Genomic DNA, 16,863 nt, shown 5'->3' on the forward strand with positions numbered 1-16,863 from the left:
AAGCGCATACTGGCTTCAGGAGTTGACTTCCTGATCGGCGTTTTGGCCATCAGCCTCAGAAAGGATAATCCCTTCTTTCATACCCAAAAGGACCGCTACCTTGTGGGCCTCCCCACGCCGTCCCTTTTTGCGCCCAGCGAGCACTTGATAGGTGGTTGCCGGATCGACGCCATGTTCTCGAGCGAACGCTTGAACTGACTTGCCTTGGTGTTCCAGCCAGGCCTTGGCTTGTGCTGCGGTACGGATTCCGGGCATAGTTCAAAACCGTTCAAGTTTGTTTAAATAAGGGATGAGAGTGTCACCTCTTGGGGTGTGCCAAACAGGATCATACATCCAAATGAGTGGAATCGGTTTGCGTTTGAGGCAAGAAAGGGAGCGACTTGGTCTGTCGCAAAAAGTATTTGGTGAAATCGGAGGCGTTGAAGCCAACGCACAAGGTAAATACGAAAGTGGAGGACGTGCACCTAAAGCGGACTACTTGTCTCGCGTCGCCGCGAGAGGTGTGGATGTGCTGTACGTTTTGACTGGCGCAGCCACGCCGATTCAATTGGAAAACCTGAGCCACATCGAAGAGAAGGTACTCGGGGATTACCGCGCAATGTTCAAGGAAGACCAGGCTGCGATCCGTCGCCTGACCTCTACTTTGGCCGAGCATTCATCGTCGATGAATGGAAAAGCCAAGCCAAACCCCCAGGATTCCTGACGCTTCGCCCAGCAAATTGAGCCATCCGCCTCCCGGCGGGTGGCCGTCGCTTAACCAAACTCCATATATATGACGCGTGCAACTAGGTCTGCGCCTTGGTTTTTTGCTAAGGTGTTCGGCAACCTATAAGACCATTTCGCGAGGTGTCTGCTTGATTAGGGTGCTAGTAGTCGATGACCATGATCTCGTTCGTACAGGCATTACACGAATGCTGGCTGACATCGATGGCCTGCAAGTAGTCGGCCAGGCCGAGTCGGGGGAGGAATCCCTGATTAAGGCCCGGGAGTTGAAACCCGATGTGGTGTTGATGGACGTCAAGATGCCTGGGATCGGCGGTCTTGGTGCAACGACCAAATTGCTGCGCAGCCATCCGGACATCAAAGTCGTGGTGGTGACTGTGTGCGAGGAAGACCCGTTCCCGACACGTCTGCTGCAGGCTGGTGCTGCGGGTTACCTCACTAAAGGGGCAGGCTTGGCGGAAATGGTCCAAGCCATTCGCCTGGTGTTTGCCGGCCAGCGCTACATCAGCCCGCAGATTGCTCAGCAGTTGGCCATCAAGTCCTTCCAGCCTGTCAGCGACTCGCCGTTTGATGCACTGTCGGAGCGGGAAATCCAGATCGCCTTGATGATCGTCGGTTGCCAGAAGGTGCAGACGATTTCCGACAAACTGTGCCTCTCACCCAAGACCGTTAATACCTACCGCTATCGCATTTTCGAGAAGCTCGCCATCAGCAGTGATGTTGAATTGACCCTGCTCGCGGTGCGCCACGGCATGGTGGACGCCAGCGCCTGACATGACCACACCGTTTGATCCGAGTGCCTTTCTCTCAACCTGCAGTGGCCGCCCTGGCGTGTACCGCATGTTCGACAGCGAGGCCCGCCTGCTTTACGTCGGCAAAGCCAAGAACCTGAAGAATCGTCTGGCGAGCTATTTTCGCAAGAGCGGTCTCGCGCCGAAAACTGCCGCCCTGGTAGCGCGCATCGCCCAGGTCGAAACCACCATCACCGCCAATGAGACCGAAGCGCTGTTGCTTGAGCAAACCCTGATCAAGGAATGGCGGCCGCCCTACAACATTCTGCTGCGTGACGATAAATCCTACCCCTATGTGTTTTTATCGGACGGTAATTTCCCGCGCCTGAGCATTCACCGCGGGGCGAAGAAGGCGAAGGGCAAGTACTTCGGGCCTTATCCCAGCGCTGGGGCAATTCGTGAAAGCTTGAGCCTGCTGCAAAAAACCTTTTTTGTGCGCCAGTGTGAAGACAGTTTCTACAAGAATCGCACGCGGCCTTGCCTGCAATATCAGATCAAACGCTGCAAAGCGCCTTGTGTGGGCCTGGTGGAGCCGTCGGAGTACGCCGAGGATGTGCGCCATTCGGTGATGTTCCTAGAAGGACGCAGCAATGCGCTCACCGATGAGCTATCGGCAGCCATGGAGCAGGCGGCGAGTACCCTGGATTTTGAGCGGGCTGCGGAGCTACGCGACCAGGTCTCCTTGCTGCGCCGTGTCCAGGACCAACAAAGCATGGAAGGTGGCACCGGCGACGTTGACGTGATCGCGGCCTTCGTCAACCCGGGCGGCGCTTGTGTGCACCTGATCAGTGTGCGCGGCGGGCGAGTGCTCGGCAGCAAGAACTTCTTCCCGCAGACCGGTATCGACGAGGAAGTGGCCGAAGTCATGGCCGCCTTCCTGGGCCAGTACTACGTGAGCAGCCCTGAGCGCGACCTGCCGTCGGAGCTGATCGTCAACGTAGTGCACGAAGACTTCCCCACCTTGATCGAGGCGATCCACGAACTGCGTGGCCGCGAGCTGGACATCAGCCACCGCGTACGCGGCACCCGCGCGCGTTGGCAGCAATTGGCGGTGACCAATGCCGAGCAGGCCCTGAGTGCGCGCCTGGCCAACCGGCAGCATGTGGCCGCACGTTTCGACGCCCTGGCCGAAGTCCTCAATCTGGACGAGCCACCACAGCGCCTGGAGTGCTACGACATCAGCCACTCCAGCGGCGAGGCCACCGTAGCCTCCTGTGTGGTGTTTGGTCCGGAAGGGCCGATCAAGTCCGACTACCGGCGCTACAACATCGAAGGCGTGACCGCCGGCGATGACTACGCCGCCATGCACCAGGCTCTCACGCGCCGCTTCAGTAAGTTGAAGGACGGGGAGGGCAAGTTGCCGGATATCCTTCTGGTCGACGGCGGCAAGGGGCAACTGTCCATGGCCCGCGACGTGCTCAACGAGCTGGCGGTACCTGACCTGATCCTGCTCGGCGTGGCCAAGGGGGCCACACGCAAAGCGGGTTTCGAGACGTTGTACTTGAATGATGCCGCCCATGAGTTCACTTTGAAGGGCGATTCGCCCGCGCTGCATTTGATTCAACAGATTCGCGACGAAGCTCACCGTTTCGCCATTACCGGCCACCGCGCCCGCCGTGGCAAAACCCGGCGAACCTCAACTCTGGAAGGGGTGGCCGGGGTCGGCCCGACGCGACGTCGCGACTTGCTTAAACATTTTGGTGGCTTGCAGGAGCTGTCCCGTGCCAGCATTGACGAGATAGCCAAAGCACCCGGTATCAGTAAAAAGCTCGCTGAGCTGATTTATGCGAATCTGCACAGCGAATAGAATGCCTTTCCACCTCGTAGCCAGTTGTGCCGATGAATATCCCTAATCTGATCACCGTTCTACGCGTCTTGCTTATCCCGATTTTCATTTTGTTGTTCTATCTGCCGTACGAATGGAGCTACTTGGCCTCCAGTTCGGTGTTCGCCTTTGCGGCTGCCACCGACTGGCTTGACGGCTACCTGGCCCGCCGCTTGGAGCAGAGCACGCCTTTTGGCGCGTTCCTGGACCCCGTGGCCGACAAGCTGATGGTGGCTGTCGCTCTGGTCCTGCTGGTGCAAGAGCACGGTAATCTGTGGCTGACCCTGCCGGCCGCGGTGATCATCGGTCGTGAGATCGTCGTCTCGGCTCTGCGCGAATGGATGGCCGAAATTGGCGCCCGCGCCCACGTAGCCGTGTCCAACATGGGGAAATGGAAAACTGCCGCGCAAATGCTCGCGCTGGTCATCCTGCTGGCGAACCCGTCGGATTTCTCCTTTTGGGTATTGCTGGGCTACGCCTTGCTGCTTATCGCCGCCGGTCTGACCCTGTGGTCGATGCTCCAGTATCTGCGCGCTGCCTGGCCACATCTGCGCACTACTGTTGAAAAGAAATAAAACTTTTTTGAATCAAGAGGTTGACGGGTGCTCAGGATTCTATAGAATGCGCATCACCAAGCGGGAATAGCTCAGTTGGTAGAGCACGACCTTGCCAAGGTCGGGGTCGCGAGTTCGAGTCTCGTTTCCCGCTCCAAGCATTACGAAAAAGCCACTCAATAGAGTGGCTTTTTTTTGCCTGTGATTTATGGAATGGACGCTTCGGCGTCTTTTTTCGTTTCTGCGCAAAACCACTGTAAACCAGAGTAATCCCGTACGTTTGAGTGGTGTCTTATGGCGTTTTTACGGGGCGCCTGGAAATCGTATGTTGGCTTGCCTCTTCGGGTTACCGGAGGAGCATTGGGTGCTGACTCTCTAACAGGAACTCAGCAACTTTGACGGCTCGTCACCCATGCTGATCCGCCAGTTTGTGTTCCAGATAGTGAATGTTCACACCACCTTCGCAGAAGCCTTCATCACGAACCAGGTCCCGATGCAGCGGGATGTTGGTCTTGATGCCGTCGACCACGATTTCGTCCAGGGCGTTACGCATACGGGCCATGGCCTCGTCGCGGGTGGCGCCCCAGGTGATCAGCTTGCCGATCAGCGAGTCGTAGTTGGACGGAACCTTGTAGCCGCTGTACAGGTGCGAATCCACACGTACGCCGTTGCCGCCGGGCGCGTGGAAATGCTTGACCAGGCCAGGGCTTGGGATAAAGGTTTTCGGGTCTTCGGCGTTGATGCGGCACTCCAGGGAGTGGCCATGCATCTTCACGTCGTCCTGGGTGAAGGACAGCACGTTGCCAGCGGCGATGCTCAGCATCTCCTTGACGATGTCGATACCGGTGACCATCTCCGAAACTGGGTGCTCTACCTGCACACGAGTGTTCATCTCGATGAAGTAGAAGCGGCCGTTTTCGTAGAGGAACTCGAAGGTACCGGCGCCACGGTAGTTGATGTCGATGCACGCTTTGACGCAGCGAGCCAGAACTTCCTGGCGAGCCTTTTCATCCAGGCCTGGTGCCGGCGCTTCTTCCAAGACCTTCTGGTGACGACGTTGCAGCGAGCAATCGCGGTCGCCCAGGTGGATAGCGTGGCTTTGGCCGTCGGACAGAACCTGCACTTCCACGTGACGTGGGTTGGTCAGGTACTTTTCCAGGTAGACCATCGGGTTGCCGAACCAGGCACCCGCTTCGGAACGGGTCTGCTTGGCTGCTTCGATCAGGTCTTCTTCCTTGTGCACCACGCGCATGCCGCGACCACCACCGCCACCGGCGGCCTTGATGATCACTGGGTAACCGACTTCGCGACCAATGCGCAGAGCGGTTTCCTCGTCTTCAGGCAGTGGGCCGTCGGAACCAGGAACGGTTGGTACGCCGGCTGCGATCATGGCGTCCTTGGCCGATACCTTGTCGCCCATCAGGCGAATGGTTTCGGCTTTCGGGCCAATGAAAGCAAACCCGGATTTTTCCACCTGTTCGGCGAAATCGGCGTTTTCCGCGAGGAAGCCGTAGCCCGGGTGGATGCCATCAGCGCCGGTCACTTCAGCCGCGGCGATGATGTTCGAGACTTTCAGGTACGAGTTCGTGGCCAGTGGCGGGCCGATGCAGATGCTTTCGTCCGCCAGTTTCACGTGCATCAATTCGGTATCGGCCGTCGAGTAAACCGCGACGGTCTTGATGTCCAGTTCTTTACAGGCACGCACGATACGCAAAGCAATTTCACCACGGTTGGCGATGACTACTTTTTGCAGTTTTGCGACTTTACTCATTCTGACCTCCGCGTCGCTCAAACAATGTTGAACATGGGCTGGTCGTATTCAACGGGCTGACCGTCTTCGACCATGATTGCCTCAATGACCCCACTGCAGGTTGCCTCCACCGTGTTCATCATTTTCATGGCTTCCACAATGCACAGCACATCGCCTTTTGCCACGGATTGGCCAATCTCAACAAACGCTGCCGAAGTCGCCGAGGCCTTGCGGTAGAACACGCCCACCATCGGCGCCGTGATGAACGTGCCGGCGGGTTTTGGCTCGACCTGTACCGTCTGCGACTCGGATAGTGGCGAGGGAGCGACCGCCTGGGGAGCGGCGGCCGGTTTACGGTCTCGACGAAGACGGACCCGATTGCTGCCTTCTTTGAAATCAATCTCCACCAAGCCTGATCCTTCGATCAACTTGACCAGTTCTTTTACTTTTTCAATGTCCATGCTGCTGCAACCTTATGCTTGGGTTGGGGGCGTAACGTGGCGTCGAATTATCTAAGGAGGTTGCCCTTGGAGGTTTCACGCAAGGTGAGAATCGCTAATAAGGCACACACTGCCGCGCCTGCCATGAAATAGCCCGGTACCAGTAAATTGCCGGTCTTGGTGATAATCGAGGTGACCACGTAGGGGGTGATGCCGCCGCCCAGGATGGCGCCCAGGTTGATGCTGATCGCCATGGCCGTGTAGCGCACACGTGTCGGGAATTGTTCTGCGTAAGTCGGGTAGCCAACCGATTGAACGATCGGCATAGGCAGGGTCGCGACGAACATGGCCAGTGCGGCGATCCAGAGGCTGCCGCTGTCCATCAGGATCATCATGGGAATCACCAGAATCGCGTAGCCCAGAAAGCCGATACTCAGCGCCTTCCTACGACCGATACGGTCTGACAAACCTCCCCAGAACGGCATCATCGCTGCCATGCACAGGCTGATCACTGCAATCACCCAGTAGACTTTGGATTTGTCGAAGTGCAGGTAGGTCGTGAGGTAGATGTTCATGAACACCATCCCGATGAAGTAACCCGCATTCTGTGCCGACGCGAATACGATGACCCGCAGCAGTGCCGGCAGGTTTTTGCTGAATACCTCTTTGACCGGCGCTACCGGTGGCTTTTCCTTCTCAAGGAAAGCTTTGAATTCCGGCGTTTCTTCAACGTTGTGCCGCATATAAAACGAGAACATAACCAGCGGGATGGACAAGAAAAACGGGATGCGCCAGCCCCATGCCTGCAATTGCTCGGCACTGAGCAGCCCGGTGGTGATACCGCAGACAATCGCCCCGGTTGCGCCACCCACGGCAACCCCCAGCGGTGTGAATGAACCGAAGAACCCGCGTCTGCCGTTAGGAGAAGATTCCGCTACAAACGCCGCGGCGCCTACCACTTCGCCACCGGCGAAGAAACCTTGGGACAGTCGCAACAGCACCAGCAGGATAGGGGCGGCCAGTCCGATCTGTGCAGTGGTGGGCAATACCCCAATGAGTGCAGTTGCGGTGCCCATCCCGATCACGGTGCTGAGCAGCACTCGACGTCTACCGATACGATCGGCAAGGCGACCGAGCAGCACGCCGCCGATCGGGCGGATGACAAAGGCAATGCCGAACACCGCCAGTGTGGCGAGGAGTGCAGCGGCAGGGTTGTCACCCGGAAAGAACAGAGGTGCGATGATGGTCGCCATATAGCCGTAGATACTGAACTCATAGTATTCAACGGCGGTGCCGGTGGCCGAGGCCATGGCTGCGCGCTTGGCAATGACGGCTGACTGCGTTGTACCGCTGGTGGCGTGTGCCTCGACGTCGAGGTGCGACGAGTGCGTATTTTCAGAGAGAACACGAGACATAAATACCTTCCACTCTGGCCATTGGCCAAAAGAGTTAAGTGGCAGAGGGGCCTGCCTTGAAAGTGACGTACTGAAAACCGACAGTGCACAGTTCATCCGGGCATGCAGGCGCCCAGACGCATCCGTCATTGACTATTCAGCTCTCAGACGAGGTTTTAAGCTCGGCAGTTAAAACGAGGGGGTTGATTCACGAGGCATGGCTGTTTCCTTTTTATTATGGGTAAACGTTGTGGGTGTCACTCAGGTACGCGCACGCGCGGGTTTTTGAATGGTGATGCCTTCTTTGAGCAGGGCTTGCCTGATCGCGCTGGCAAACGCTGCAGCGCCAGGCTGGTCGCCGTGTAGGCAAAGCGTCTGTGCCGTCACCGGTACCCAGGTCCCTTGGGTGGTGCGCACTTCGCCTAAATGCAGCATGTTCATGACTTGATCGATGGCCTCGTGGAGGTTTTCGATCATTGCGCCAGGCTGGCTGCGGGGCGTCAGTGTGCCGTCCTCCTGGTAGCTGCGATCGGCAAACACTTCCTGTGCCACGGTTAAACCACAGGCTTGGGCGGCAGTGACCAAGGTGCTACCCGACAAGCCGAAAAGAATCAGGCTCGGATCAATGTCTTTTACTGCCCGGCAGATCGCATCGGCAGTGGGGCGGTGCACCGCGGCGAAGTTGTAAAGCGCACCATGGGGTTTGACGTGGCGCAGTTCGACCTTGGCCGCTTTGGTAAAGCCCAGCAACGCACCGACTTGGTAAACGATGAGTTCGTACACTTCATCCTCGGACAGCGTCATCATCCGGCGACCGAAACCTTGCAGGTCGTCAAAGCCTGGATGGGCGCCGATTGCCACACCCAGCTGTGCGGCCAGCGCCACCGTTGAGCGCATCGAGCGCGAATCCCCAGCGTGAAACCCGCAGGCGATATTGGCTGAGGTAAGGTGGTGCAGAATCGCTGCATCGTCGCCTGCGCGATAAATGCTGAAGCCTTCGCCAAGGTCGCTGTTGAAATCTATTTCAGGCATTGAAGGCCTCCATCGTTTTGAGCGTGCGAGCGCGGGTGAGCAGCAAGGCTTCGGCGGCGCTCAAATCTATAAGAGAGAATCGCAACTTATCGCCCGGCAGTAACTGTGCGAGCCGTGGCAGATCGACGCTGGCTACTTGGGCGATACGTGGATATCCGCCAGTCGTTTGTCGGTCGGCCATCAAGATCAGCGGCTTGCCGCTAGGGGGCACCTGGACGGTGCCGAACGTGACACTTTCCGATAGCAGTTCTTTGGGCGAAGACAACGCCAGCGGTGTGCCATCGAGTCGGTAGCCCATGCGGTCCGAGTCACCGCTCAAGGTGTAGTCATGGTTTAAGAAGTGCGCTTGGGACTCGGCGGAAAAGTCTTTCCATTCTCGTCCGGCGATCACTCTTATCTGTTCGCAGGCAACCGCTTCGTACAGCCCAAAGTGGGAGCGGGGGCTGAGGCGTGGCGGGTTGGCAAACGATGAGCAGATGGGGATCAAATCCCCGGCTTGAAGTGCGCGGCCGCGCAGCCCGCCGAACCCGCCCCGGGAGTAAGTGCTGGTGCTGTTCATCAGCGGGTGCAGCAAAAAGCCGCCCCCTACCGCGAGGTAACTGCGGGCGCCCTGTCGCCGTTTGCCGAAACTCAAGGTGCTGCCGGGAGACACTAGGGCAGCCACGCCGGGCTTGAGCGGGATTGCATCCAACTCGGCGCCAAGGTCTGCGCCAGCGAGTGCGATCACGGCTTTGGCCTGAAAATGCAGCGTCGGGCCCTGCAGGGTCATTTCCAACGTGCTGAAGGTGCGAGGGTTGCCGACCAGCAAGTTGCACAGGGCATGCGCATCTTCATCCATCACGCCGGTCACAGGTACGCCCCAATGCTGGAACCCATGGCGACCGGTGTCCTGGAAGGTTGAGAGCATGCCGGGTTTGATTACCTTGATGGTCACTTCGTGTTCTCCCGAGCCAACAGATCAAATTCATGGCGGGTAATGGGTACAAATCGAATCTGGTCGCCGCCCTGTAAAAGACACGGCGGCTGACTCAAGGGAGAAAACATGGGCAGCGGTGTACGCCCTATGAGGTTCCAGCCGCCGGGGAGATCAGCCGGGTAAATCACACTTTGTCGGTTAGCGATGCCGATGCTGCCTTGCTTTACAAGCGTGCGCGGTGTTGCGCGACGCGGCAGCGACAGGGCGTTGTCGTGCATGCCGATGTAAGGATGGCCTGGCGCGAAACCGACCATCAGCACATCCAGCCAGTCGGCCGAGTGAGCGGCGATGACCTCGTTGGTGGTCAGGCCGCAGGCCTGTGCAATGTCTTCAAGATCCGGGGCATATTCCGGGTCGTAGCACACGGGAATATCGAGGCGGGTGACTGTCGTTGCGGCAGCACTGTGCGGGTCTTTGAGACGCTCGGTCACAAGTTTGCAGATCGATTCGTAAGGCGATACGCCGGGGAAAAGACTGGCAATTGACTCAGGAGAGTAATGAACGCCGACGGTCACCATCGCAGAGACAACATCCGTGACGCCTGGCAGTTGACCGTGTGCGCCCAGAGTGCGTAATTGGCTTCCGACCGAGGCGGCCTGGCGGTTGAGGTCAATGGAAAATACGCTGCCAAATATAAGGATTACGCAGCGATCACCGCACGGCTCAAAGTGCCATTTCACGGTGGAGAACGGCGCTCTTGGCGGCTCATCCAAAATGCAACTGAGGTCGGACATAGTGTTCTCTATCCTCATGCGGCAGGCTAAGCATCGGCCACGCGCGTGCAGCGAGACAGAGAAAGCACGAGCTTTCACAGGTATCCGGCGCAACACAGCAAGGCTTCACGGCTTGAGAGTGCGCCGTCGCTCTAATGGCGACGGTCGCTTGAACAACGTCTTACTTGGCGAACAGCTGGCTCATATCCTTGAACGCCTTGAACTCCAGCGCATTGCCGCATGGGTCGAACAGGAACATGGTGGCCTGCTCGCCGACTTGGCCCTGGAAGCGGATGTAGGGTTCGATCACGAACTTGGTTGCGCGCGCTTTCAAGCGCTCTGCCAGCGCTTCCCATTGCGCCCACTCCAGGATGATGCCGAAGTGCGGAACCGGTACGTCGTGGCCGTCTACCGGATTGCTGTGGACGCTCTCCTGCGACGCTGTCTTTGGGTGCTCGTGGATGACCAGTTGATGGCCGTAGAAATCGAAGTCTACCCATTGGTCGCTGGAGCGACCTTCGGAAAGACCGAACACCTCACCGTAGAAGTGACGTGTGGCGGCCAGATCGTAGACGGGAATTGCCAGATGGAAAGGGGAGAGGCTCACGGTGATTTCCTATTGATTTGTTTTGATCTGAATCAATTCTTATCCGGAAACACAGTGGGGAAAAGCGCAAATTCTGAGTCCTGAGCACGAATTATTTCGATGAGTAAATCGGTAGCGCAGGCTTTTGCACCATTGTTGTTCATGCTGCACCACGATAGGTCGTACAAACGCTCAACAGCTTGCGGTGCCGCGGTTGATTTTCTATTGCTCATATGAATTCGGAAGACATCACACCGCATCAAGGACGCAGGTCCGGAAGATGTTGAACAGCGGTGAATGTTTTTGCCGATACTTTGAGACCAGTACGATCTCCCTGAAAAACGTGAGCTGGCGCAACTCCAGCACCCTGACATCATCCGCATGTTCGAGCCATAGACCCGCCTTGGGTACCAGCGAAACGCCGAGCCCACTGCGTACCATTTTGACAATGGCATCCAGTTCATCCAGCTCCAGTGCCTGATGCACATGGATTTTTTGCTGCTTGAGAAACTGGGTGACCAGCCGCCCGCCAAACGAGCCTCGGTCATACCGCACAAAGGGTTGTTCCGCCAGAATCGCCAGCGGGTCGTCGCCCACTACATCTTTGGACGTGATCAGTACGAAAGCCTCGCGCGCGATGACTTCGGCATGCAGATCCTTGGGTAGGGAAAAAGGCGGTCTGATCATGATGGCCAGGTCCAGCTCGCCAGCGTCCACCTGGCTGAGCAGGTTCAACGACACACCCGGCACAAGGTTGGTTTCGATGAAAGGCGCCTGTGACTTCAAAGCCACCAGCGCCTGCGGCAGGATCCCGGTCTGAACCGTGCCGATCGCGCCGATTCGCAGTGCGCCGTGGAAGTCATTGCCGCTGTCTGCGGCACCCATTCGACCGAAAAGCCGCAGGATTTCCTCGGCCAGGGGAATGGCACGTTGGCCTGCTGAATTGAGCGTGGCTGAGCGTCCGGTACGGTCAAACAATTTGACGCCCAAGCTGTCCTCAAGGCTTTTGATCTGAGCGCTGACGGCAGACTGCGTCAGCCCAACCTGCTGGCCAGCCGCTGCGAACGTGCCCCGCTGCGTAACACATATAAATGTCTTCAACTCTCTGATCATGGTGCACCTGGATTCGTGATGGGGTGTTGGCGCAGAAGGTCGTCTGGTTCGCTGTGTGTATTGTTGAGTACTTTTTCCAGGTGCTCAACGAACACGCGCACTCTGTGCGGCACATGTTGACGTGTCGGTAGCACCGCCGTGATCGACAGTTGCTCGGGCAGCACATCCTCAAGGTTCACCTTTACGAGTGAGCCTTCAGCAAGTTCGTTGCGGATATCCCAATAGGTCAGCATGGCCAGGCCCAGACCTTGTTTGCTTGCAGTGCGCACCGCCTCGACACTGTTGGCGGAAAACGCGCCCTGAGCTCGAATGGCCACGGCGTTCTCGCCCTTGGTGAACGGCCAATAGGGCATTCCGTGCAACGCGATGCATCGATGATGATTGAGGTCTTCCAGCACCGTCGGTGTGCCCCATTGCGCCAGGTAGGCCGGGCTTGCGCACACGACACGCGGATTGGGCGCAAGGTTGGTAGCCACCAATGTCGAGTCGCGCAGCGTGGCGATGCGAATGGCCACATCAATGCCGAGCCCGGCGATGTCGATGATGCTATCCGATAGCGTCAGGTCGACCTTGAGGGTTGGGTGGTCAGCCAGCAGGGCTGGCAGCAGCGGCATGATGACGGTTTGGCCAAAGACGCTAGGCGCGGTGACCCTCAATGTGCCGCTGGCACTGCCCGCACTGGTTTTCAACATGGCCTGCGCAGCTTCGTTGGCCTCAAGCATGGTCTTTGCGTAAGGCAGGTACATTTCGCCTTCCGGCGTGAGTGCGACGGAGCGTGTGGTGCGGTGTACCAGGCGCACACCCAGCTCTTTTTCCAGGGCCGCCAGACGCCGTGAGACGGTCATCGCCGACAGCCCAAGCCGCCGCGCAGCCTCGGACAAACTGCTGCTGATGGCGACGTTAGCGAACACCTCTATCTCGGGAATCTGCATGGTTATAACCGTTTGCGTTAAGGCGCCTTATTGCAAGCGTGCGCTTCTAATGGGCGATTGCCAGGCTTATCGTCGTGGCTGGCGAATAATTGAGGGCAAATCATGACAGCACTAAACTCGCGCATTGTAACGCCATTCGATATGGGCGCTCTTAAGCTGAACAATCGCATGGCGCTTGCTCCCATGACACGCGTCAGTGCGAGCGAGAGCGGCAATGCCACACCTGCGATGGCGCGATACTACGAGCGTTTTGCCCGTGGCGGTTTTGGCTTGGTCATCACGGAGGGGATCTACACCGATCGGCAGTATGCCCAGGGCTACCTGAACCAGCCCGGTATCACGGACAGCGAACAGGCGCTTGCCTGGCGCGAGGTAGTCGAGGCGATTCATCGCCATGAGAGCGCAGCAATCGCGCAGATCATGCACGCCGGTGCATTGAGCCAGGCGAACCGTTTTGTTGAGCAATCTGCTGGCCCTTCGGCCATTCGCCCGAAAGGCGAACAGATGAAGTTCTATTACGGCGAGGGGGCGTATCGAGTGCCCCAGGCCATGAGCGATGAAGCTATCGCGGATGCCATTGAGGGGTTTGCCCAGGCGGCTAAACGGGCTGTTGGAATCGCGGGCTTTGACGGCGTTGAGATCCATGGTGCCAACGGCTACTTGCTGGATCAGTTCATGACAGGCTACTCCAATCAACGCGAAGATCGATGGGGCGGTGATGTTCGCCAGCGCTTGAGCCTGACGCTTGAGGTCATTGCAGCGGTGAAGAAGGTGGTCGGGCACTCGCCGGTCGGTGTGCGTATATCCCAGGGCAAGGTCAATGACTTTCAGCACAAATGGGCGGGTGGGGAACATGACGCACAGACGATCTTCGGCAGCTTGGCTGACGCTGGGGTCGACTTCATCCATGTGACGGAGCATCAAGCCTGGCAGCCGGCCTTCAGCGGTAACGAGGCAAGCCTGGTAACGCTGGCTCGCCGTTATGCGCCTGGTGTCGCGTTGATTGCGAATGGCGGAGTGCAGGACTCGAGCAGCGTTGAACAAACCCTGCAGGCTGGCGCAGATATTGTCGCTGTCGGCAAGGCTGCCTTGGCCAATCCGGACCTTGTACAACGGTTGCTGGAGGGACGCGCGCCGGAACCCTTCGATCCGTCGTTGCTTGCGCCGATTGCCCACATCAAGGACAGCGAGCTGAATTAGGTGCAGTGAGTTACAGATCGGCGGGTGGATTCGCTACTATGTACGCCAATCACCGCCACCCGATCCAAGCCTTTGGAGCACCGAATGCCAAGCCAGAAGGACGTGGCCGCCGAAAGCGGCACGCCGATGATTCCTGAACAGCGTCGCGAGTTGATCTTGCGTCAGTTGCGCAAACAGCATGTGCTGAGTGTTCACCAGTTGATGGAGATGTTCGACTGCTCACACATGACGGTGCGCCGCGATATCGCGTTGCTTGAGCAGGAAGGCCTGGCGTATTCGGTGACGGGCGGTGTGCGCATTGCCAGCCAGCTTCACAGTGAGCCCAGCCACCAGGTCAAGGCCGTGGTTGAGTTGCCGCAGAAGCAAGCGATGGCCAAACTCGCGGCCCGTCTCCTGTTGGCGGACATGACTATTTATTTGGATGCCGGCACCAGCACCCTGGAGATCGTGCCCTATATCAAACTGCTCAGTGGCATGACGGTGGTGACCAATGACTTCGGCGTGGTTCAGGCGTTGATGGATGCACCCCACGTGACGGTGATTCATACCGGTGGGCAGCTCGACCATTCCAATCATTCCTGTGTCGGCGGCCTGGCGGTGGCGACACTGCGTCAGGTGGTGACGGATATCGCGTTTATCTCGACCAGCTCCTGGGACCTGCGACGCGGCATCACTACACCGTCGGCGCTGAAGGTGGAGGTCAAGCAGGTGGCCATGCAATCGGCGTCCCAAGTGGTGCTGGTGGCCAGCAGCTCCAAGTACGGCACGTTCAGCATGTACAAAATTGCCGGGTTGGAGCAGTTCGATGTGATCATCAGTGATGACGCATTGGCGCCTGCGGCGGCGGATGGGATTCGCAAGCAAGGGGTCGAATTGATGTTGCCGTCCGACCCCCAGCCAGCCTAACGCGCCTTTTCAGTCTCTTGCATGAATTGCCCCAGCTCCTTGCTGTAAAACTTCGCCATGCTCGTGGTGCCATGGCCACGGGTGTCGGCACTGGCGGGGATGAGCAGCAGCCGTGCGTGCTTGAGCTCTTTCATCGACGCTTCCAACCGTCCGGTTTCCGGAGGGTTGCGCTCATCGTCCGCCGAGTTGATGACCAGCACCGGCGCCTGGATCTTGTTCAGACCGAGGGCTGCGTTGTAGTCGGCGGAGGATTGCCATTGGTAGATGAAGTCATTGGCATCTGCGGTTTGCGCGGCATTCAAGCGCTCATCCACCAACTTGTCGGCCAGCGCTCGGGTCGGTGCCGCCGCCTGATAGGCGAGGGTGCCGCCGCTGGTGCCAACGCTGAACATCGCGTTTGCCAGGCGCAGGGACGGCGGTTGCGCGCTGTAGTTACCGTTGTTCCAGGCCGGGTCTTGCTTGATCGACTCCACCAGCAAACGGCGCATCATCCAGTTGCGCGATGACATCTCGGTGGGTTGGGACGCCATGGGCACCAGCGCGTCCATCATCTGCGGCCAAGTCTGGCCCCACATCCAGGTTTGCATGCCGCCCATGGAGTTGCCGATGATCAGCCGCAGGTGCTTGATCCCCAGGCCTTCGGTAACCAATCGATACTGGGCTTGAACCAGGTCGGTGTAGTTGTACTCGGGAAACTTTGCGCGCAGGCCGTCGGAGGGTTTGCTGGACTGGCCCACGCCGATGCCGTCGGTGGAGATGATGTAGTACTTGCTGGCGTCCAGCGGCTGCCCGGGGCCGAACAGTTCGCCGCCAAAATCCTTGCTCAGCACATCGCTGCCGGGCCGGTAGGTGCCATGCAGGTAGAGAATGGCGGGGTTCTTGGGGTTGCCGAGGGTGATGTAGTGCAGTTTGAGGTTGGCGAGTTTTTCACCGGTGTGAAAGGTGAACTGCGTGGCGATCCAATCGCCCTCGGTCGCGGCCGGTAACGACGCGGCGCCGACGGCGGAACTGATCAACGCCAGGGACAACAACAGCCCGACCGCGGGGCGTGGACTGAATCTGTGCATGGGTATTTCCTATTGTTTTTGTTTTAGGAGCCCGTGCGCACCAAGGTATGCAGGGGCTTGATCACTTAGCGCGCTTTCCAGTCCCGCAACCATTGCAGCCCTGCCGAGGTATCGCTCTTGGGGCGGTATTCGCAACCGACCCAGCCGTCGTAGCCCAACTCGTCAATCAGCTCGAACAGGTAGGGGTAGTTCAATTCACCCAGGTTCGGTTCGTGTCGGTCGGGTACGCCGGCAATCTGAATATGGCCAATGCCATTGATGTCGCGAAGCAGTTTGACCGCCAAATCACCTTCGACGATCTGGCAGTGATAGCAGTCAAACTGCACCTTCAAATTGCTTGCGCCGACCTCCTTGCAGATTGCGTGTGCCTGGTCCTGTCGGTTGAGGAAAAACCCCGGCATGTCGCGAGTGTTGATCGGTTCCAGCAACACCGTCACGCCAGCCTGACGTGCTTGGGCGGTGGCGTAAGCCAGGTTCTCGAGGTACACCGCGTGATGGCGCTCACGGTGCTGCTCCGAGGGCAGCAGGCCGGCCATCACGTGGATGCGGGTATTGCCTAGCACGGCGGCGTATTCCAGGGCACGGTCGAAGCCAGCGCGAAATTCGCTTTCGCGGCCCGGTAGGGTGGCGATGCCGCGTTCACCCGCCGCCCAGTCGCCGGGCGGCGCGTTGAACAGGGCTTGACCCAGGCCGTTGTCGCTCAGGTGCTGTTTGAGTACCTGGGCGCTGTATTCGTAGGGGAACAGATACTCCACGGCATCAAAACCATCGGCCGCAGCCGCTGCGAAGCGCTCCAGAAAAGCGTGTTCGGGGTAAAGCATGCTTAGGTTGGCAGCAAAGCGAGGCATGTGAACTCCTGAT

The 16,863-nt window shown here is 58.3% G+C and carries 18 protein-coding genes and 1 tRNA gene; 7 read left to right on the forward strand and 12 right to left on the reverse strand.

Annotation, left to right across the window (positions count from 1 at the left end):
* Positions 1–15: 15 nt before the first annotated feature.
* Positions 16–255, reverse strand: a complete 240-nt coding sequence (locus LRO94_RS10670; protein ID WP_032886615.1) for a DNA-binding protein — start codon at positions 253–255, stop codon at positions 16–18.
* An 82-nt stretch (positions 256–337) separates the two neighbouring features.
* Between LRO94_RS10670 and LRO94_RS10675 the strand changes: the two genes are divergently transcribed.
* The 5 genes from LRO94_RS10675 to LRO94_RS10695 all read left to right on the forward strand — a co-directional run bounded on the left by LRO94_RS10675 (position 338) and on the right by LRO94_RS10695 (position 4,050).
* Positions 338–703: a helix-turn-helix domain-containing protein gene (locus tag LRO94_RS10675; RefSeq protein ID WP_032886614.1), complete on the forward strand. Its 366-nt coding sequence runs from the start codon at positions 338–340 to the stop codon at positions 701–703.
* Positions 704–854: 151 nt separating this feature from the next.
* On the forward strand, positions 855–1,496 hold the full coding sequence (gacA, locus tag LRO94_RS10680) for a response regulator transcription factor GacA (RefSeq protein WP_032886613.1): 642 nt from the start codon (positions 855–857) through the stop codon (positions 1,494–1,496).
* A 1-nt stretch (position 1,497) separates the two neighbouring features.
* Complete coding sequence (uvrC, locus tag LRO94_RS10685; RefSeq protein ID WP_032886612.1) at positions 1,498–3,321, forward strand: excinuclease ABC subunit UvrC; 1,824 nt, start codon at positions 1,498–1,500, stop codon at positions 3,319–3,321.
* A 32-nt stretch (positions 3,322–3,353) separates the two neighbouring features.
* Positions 3,354–3,914, forward strand: coding sequence for a CDP-diacylglycerol--glycerol-3-phosphate 3-phosphatidyltransferase (gene pgsA / locus LRO94_RS10690; RefSeq protein ID WP_032886611.1), 561 nt, complete (start codon positions 3,354–3,356; stop codon positions 3,912–3,914).
* 60 nt (positions 3,915–3,974) lie between these two features.
* A tRNA-Gly gene (locus tag LRO94_RS10695) sits at positions 3,975–4,050 on the forward strand.
* Between the two features lie 249 nt (positions 4,051–4,299).
* Here the strand turns inward: LRO94_RS10695 and accC are convergent.
* The 9 genes from accC to LRO94_RS10740 all read right to left on the reverse strand — a co-directional run bounded on the left by accC (position 4,300) and on the right by LRO94_RS10740 (position 12,829).
* Complete coding sequence (accC, locus tag LRO94_RS10700) at positions 4,300–5,664, reverse strand: acetyl-CoA carboxylase biotin carboxylase subunit (protein ID WP_179179252.1); 1,365 nt, start codon at positions 5,662–5,664, stop codon at positions 4,300–4,302.
* Positions 5,665–5,681: 17 nt separating this feature from the next.
* Positions 5,682–6,104, reverse strand: coding sequence for an acetyl-CoA carboxylase biotin carboxyl carrier protein (gene accB / locus LRO94_RS10705; RefSeq protein ID WP_179179251.1), 423 nt, complete (start codon positions 6,102–6,104; stop codon positions 5,682–5,684).
* 47 nt (positions 6,105–6,151) lie between these two features.
* Positions 6,152–7,498, reverse strand: a complete 1,347-nt coding sequence (locus tag LRO94_RS10710; RefSeq protein ID WP_032885542.1) for an MFS transporter — start codon at positions 7,496–7,498, stop codon at positions 6,152–6,154.
* A 240-nt stretch (positions 7,499–7,738) separates the two neighbouring features.
* A complete protein-coding gene (locus tag LRO94_RS10715; RefSeq protein ID WP_179179250.1) occupies positions 7,739–8,509 on the reverse strand; it encodes a LamB/YcsF family protein in 771 nt (256 codons plus the stop codon).
* Entirely contained in the window at positions 8,502–9,443 is a 942-nt protein-coding gene (locus LRO94_RS10720) for a 5-oxoprolinase subunit C family protein (RefSeq protein WP_179179249.1), read from the reverse strand. The genes LRO94_RS10715 and LRO94_RS10720 overlap by 8 nt, the downstream gene beginning before the upstream one ends.
* Positions 9,440–10,219: a 5-oxoprolinase subunit B family protein gene (locus LRO94_RS10725; RefSeq protein WP_179179248.1), complete on the reverse strand. Its 780-nt coding sequence runs from the start codon at positions 10,217–10,219 to the stop codon at positions 9,440–9,442. The genes LRO94_RS10720 and LRO94_RS10725 overlap by 4 nt, the downstream gene beginning before the upstream one ends.
* A 160-nt stretch (positions 10,220–10,379) precedes the next feature.
* Positions 10,380–10,805, reverse strand: a complete 426-nt coding sequence (locus LRO94_RS10730) for a VOC family protein (RefSeq protein ID WP_034105550.1) — start codon at positions 10,803–10,805, stop codon at positions 10,380–10,382.
* A 228-nt stretch (positions 10,806–11,033) separates the two neighbouring features.
* Positions 11,034–11,897 (reverse strand): LysR family transcriptional regulator, encoded by an 864-nt coding sequence (locus tag LRO94_RS10735; RefSeq protein WP_032885533.1) that lies wholly within the window; start codon positions 11,895–11,897, stop codon positions 11,034–11,036.
* On the reverse strand, positions 11,894–12,829 hold the full coding sequence (locus tag LRO94_RS10740; protein ID WP_179179247.1) for a LysR family transcriptional regulator: 936 nt from the start codon (positions 12,827–12,829) through the stop codon (positions 11,894–11,896). Before LRO94_RS10740 ends, LRO94_RS10735 begins: the two co-directional genes overlap by 4 nt.
* 102 nt (positions 12,830–12,931) lie before the next feature.
* Here LRO94_RS10740 and LRO94_RS10745 point away from each other — a divergent pair, with 102 nt between their 5' ends.
* Both LRO94_RS10745 and LRO94_RS10750 read left to right on the forward strand, forming a co-directional pair.
* The gene (locus LRO94_RS10745) at positions 12,932–14,029 is read left to right on the forward strand and encodes an oxidoreductase (protein ID WP_099603317.1); all 1,098 of its coding nucleotides are present in this window, start codon (positions 12,932–12,934) and stop codon (positions 14,027–14,029) included.
* Positions 14,030–14,113: 84 nt separating this feature from the next.
* On the forward strand, positions 14,114–14,935 hold the full coding sequence (locus LRO94_RS10750; protein ID WP_179179246.1) for a DeoR/GlpR family DNA-binding transcription regulator: 822 nt from the start codon (positions 14,114–14,116) through the stop codon (positions 14,933–14,935).
* Here the strand turns inward: LRO94_RS10750 and LRO94_RS10755 are convergent.
* A complete protein-coding gene (locus LRO94_RS10755; RefSeq protein ID WP_233897000.1) occupies positions 14,932–16,002 on the reverse strand; it encodes an alpha/beta fold hydrolase in 1,071 nt (356 codons plus the stop codon). The two genes, LRO94_RS10750 and LRO94_RS10755, sit on opposite strands and share 4 nt — an antisense overlap.
* Positions 16,003–16,067: 65 nt before the next feature.
* Complete coding sequence (otnI, locus tag LRO94_RS10760) at positions 16,068–16,850, reverse strand: 2-oxo-tetronate isomerase (protein WP_179179245.1); 783 nt, start codon at positions 16,848–16,850, stop codon at positions 16,068–16,070.
* Positions 16,851–16,863: the final 13 nt, after the last annotated feature.

The sequence above is a fragment of the Pseudomonas sivasensis genome (assembly GCF_021391435.1).
GTDB classification, from domain to species: domain Bacteria; phylum Pseudomonadota; class Gammaproteobacteria; order Pseudomonadales; family Pseudomonadaceae; genus Aquipseudomonas; species Aquipseudomonas sivasensis.